Source organism: Haloferax profundi (assembly GCF_001469865.1).
In the GTDB taxonomy this organism is placed as follows: Archaea; Halobacteriota; Halobacteria; order Halobacteriales; family Haloferacaceae; genus Haloferax; species Haloferax profundi.
In genome coordinates this window covers 1-3,277 of record NZ_LOPV01000223.1, presented here as the reverse complement: position 1 = coordinate 3,277, position 3,277 = coordinate 1, and the positions used below count along the sequence as shown (strand labels likewise).

At 63.6% G+C, this 3,277-nt stretch carries 4 protein-coding genes; all 4 read right to left on the bottom strand.

The genetic code is table 11. The features are described 5' to 3' along the window. Positions 1-522 (bottom strand): heavy-metal-associated domain-containing protein (locus AUR66_RS11245; RefSeq protein WP_197409747.1); only part of this gene is annotated, 522 nt, incomplete at its 3' end. A 98-nt stretch (positions 523-620) separates the two neighbouring features. Beyond that, positions 621-2,018 carry a hypothetical protein gene (locus tag AUR66_RS11240; RefSeq protein ID WP_058572500.1) on the bottom strand — a complete coding sequence of 466 codons (1,398 nt, stop codon included), beginning with the start codon at positions 2,016-2,018 and terminating at the stop codon, positions 621-623. Then, positions 2,015-2,272, bottom strand: coding sequence for a hypothetical protein (locus AUR66_RS11235; protein ID WP_058572499.1), 258 nt, complete (start codon positions 2,270-2,272; stop codon positions 2,015-2,017). The genes AUR66_RS11240 and AUR66_RS11235 overlap by 4 nt, the downstream gene beginning before the upstream one ends. Positions 2,273-2,358: 86 nt before the next feature. Beyond that, positions 2,359-3,277 (bottom strand): DUF7350 domain-containing protein (locus AUR66_RS11230; protein ID WP_058572498.1); only part of this gene is annotated, 919 nt, incomplete at its 5' end.

Sequence of the window (3,277 nt, the reverse complement as noted above, 5' to 3'; positions counted from 1 at the left end):
GACGTCTGCGGGGTCCGTGTCGGCCGCGACGGTGACGATTGCAGTTCCCGTCGTCGGGCGCGTGTCGTAGTCGAGGACGCCAGAGACGGTTTCGAGGGCGTTTTCGACCTTTCCGGCGCACGACGGGCAGTCCATGTCGGGAACCGTGAGGGTGACCGTTCGTACCGCTGGTTCGTCTTCGACGGCGTAGCCTGCGCCCTCGATACTGGCTCGAATATCGTCGATACTCGTCCGGCCGGGGTCGTAATCCACGACGAGTCGGCCCGTCGTCACCTGTGGGTCGATGTCTCCGATACCGTCGAGTCGACGGACGCTCGACTCGACTTTGCCGGCACAGGAGGGACAGTCCATGTCGGGGACGCCGAACTCCGCCCGGCTTCGAGCGGCGTCTGGGTCTGTCACACCCACCGACTGCGAACCCGCCTCGCTGTCGACGTCGCAGGCGTCGTCACACCCGCAGTCGTCCGGTGGGTTCGTGGACGTGTCTGGGTCGTCCGTGACACGTCCGTCGTGTTCGCTCATATCCGCCACTAGCCAGCGACCAGTTAATAATCCACCTGTTATCAAACGGTCCGAAAATAGTCTATCTTAACAATGAATAGAGATTGAGTTAATAATACTCAGAGGAACGGCGGTGCTGCTGTCGGCAACGAGATGAGCCAGAGACTGAGAATCGTATAGAGAATCATCACGGCGACGAAGGGGAACTGACTTCGGACCGCTTGCATCCGACTCGGGAACGTCCGGTACGCCTGTGAGTGTGCCACCCAGACGGCGAGCAAGTGCCCGAGCAAGACGAACGCGACGTTCAGTCCGCCAAACCACGCAGGCAGCGTGAGAACGACCGGATTGGCCGGCGGCGACAACGGTGACGAGAGCGCGCCGACCAGCATCGGCGACAGCGAGACGAAGAACCCGAAGTAGTGCGCGAGGTGATACCCGGCTGCGATAGCGAGCAGTGAAGGTGCGAATCTGATGGCCAGCGCCCGCGGCGTCTCGAACGTCTCGATTCTCCGAACCGTCGTCCGCGCCGCGAACAGGTAGAGACCGAGGAAGACGGCGTACCCACCGAGGTAGACGAGTGCGTAGACGAGGAGTGGTGGCACACCCACGTCGACGATGGCGCGGATGACCGACGCGCCCTGTTCTGTCGTGACGAACCCACTGAAGGTGAGTTCCCAGACGAGGACGACGGTGACGGCAACGTCGGCGATGTCGGTCACCTCGTCGTCTGTGACGAGACGCATCCCCGGAAGGCGGACCGAGATGCCGTCGTCGTCGACGCGAATCGGGGCGACCCGGCCGTAGAAGTGGAGGAACACAGAGACGGGGTCCGCTCGGTCGAACCACGTGTCCGTTCCGACTGCGAGTGCACCGACGAGCGTGACGACCGAGTACCCGACGAGCGCGGTAGCGAGGAGTGCTGGGTCACGAGTGACACCCGCGGCCGTCTCTATCCAGACGAGTGCCAGAATTCCAGCGACCGCAGGCCACCGGCCGAGTCTGTCGGGATACTCGACGAACCCACTGGGGAGCACGCCCGAGAGCGTGCGCCACGGGTTGAGCACTCGCCACGTGTCCGTGACGAGGTAGGTGAACATCGTGTATCCCGCGCGGAGGCCGGCGAAGACGATGATAACGGCGAAACTGACGGTCGGAACCTGCGGACCCGTGTACCCGAGGTAGACGAGTAACGCGAGGAGTGCGAGTCCGAGGAGACGACCAAGCACACCGAGTCCCCGACGAAGACCGTCGGTCACGTCGACAGAGCGACGCCAGCGGTGGACCTGCTCGATGAATCGGCGGTCGGTCACGAAACTCGCAAGGAGTGCGGAGGCACCGACCGTCGCACCCCCGGTGGCGAGGTAGAGCCATCGTGGAACCGCGAGGTTGTCCTGTGATGCACCCGCGAGGCCGACGGCGGCGTTGCTCGCGGCGACTGGGTCCGAAAGGAGCGCTGCGAGACTCGCGAGGAAGATGCCGAGGCCAACCCGCCTGAGGAGTGTCGGTCGTGTCATGAGGCGAAGAGGATGAAGAGGATGAGGAATCCGAAGTACAGTGCGACGAGGACGCCGAGGGCACGAATACGGAACGACTTCAGTTCGCGTTCTTCGTCGTAGTACGCCTCACGGTACGCTTCGACCTCGCTGGCATCGAGGGTGTCGGGGTGCCGCGCACCCCGGTGGAGGACCAGCAGTCGCTCGGCCGGATACGCCTCACCGCACGTCTCGCAGACGTGGCGGTCACGTGTCGCGTCGATGTCCGTGGTCATCCGTTGGTCACTCGAAAGTCAGCGGTGGCGGGTTCTGAACGTTTCTGTTGGTCGCGTCGGGGATGCGGGCCTCTCGAACCGTCGTGTCACACCTCGAACTGCATCGAGTCGAACGAGAGGAACGCCGTCTCGTATCCGTCGTGGCGGGCGACTTGCGGTGGAACGTCGACGGTGAGCGTCACCGTGTCGCCCGACTCGACTGAATCGACCGAGAGGCCGTAGTGGTAGCCGAGTTCGGGGTCGAGCGTCCGGCGGAGTCGTTCGCCGTCGGCGATAGTCGCCCCGTCTCGTTCGACGGTTCCGCGAACGCCCATCATCGGGAGGATGAATTCGTTGTACGGCGTCCGCGCGGAGACGTAGAGGTAGGCTCCATCTGCGTCGAACTGTGTCCCGTCCTCGACAGCGAACGCGTCGAAGAACGCATCGCCACTCGTCTGTCGGCCGAGATGCGTGCCGGGGAGCGAATCGATTCCGGGTGCAGCACCCATGGGCATGTTCATCATCTCCATCGCTGGGACGGCACCGCGAGTGCCTGCCTCGTCGCCGAGACGTTCGAGTTCGACGTCGTAGAGTTCGTCCGTATCGAAGGTGAACTCGAACGCCGCCGTCTCCGCCGTCTCGAATCGACCGGCGAAGGAACCGGTTCGGTGGAGCGACGTGCCGCCGACGTTCACGCGTGCCTCGTAGTCACCCTCGCCGTCGAGCACGTAGTTCGACCCGTAGTGCATCCCCATCTGCTGGGACAGCATTGGGTAGGCGACTTCTTCGCTCACGAGGGTTCCGTCGCGGAGGAGTTCTATCGAGACGCCGGCGTCGAACGGGAGAATCGTCCCCGTCTCGTGGTCCCACACCGACGCCATGAGGTGAAGCGAGTCGTCGGCCTCGACGACGGTCTTCTGTAATTCCGACCCGGCGACGGTCCAAAAACGGTGCGGGTAGGAGTACGAGAGTGCGACCCCGTACGGTCCCGTCTTCGTCATCCCGTACATCTTCATACCCTCCGTG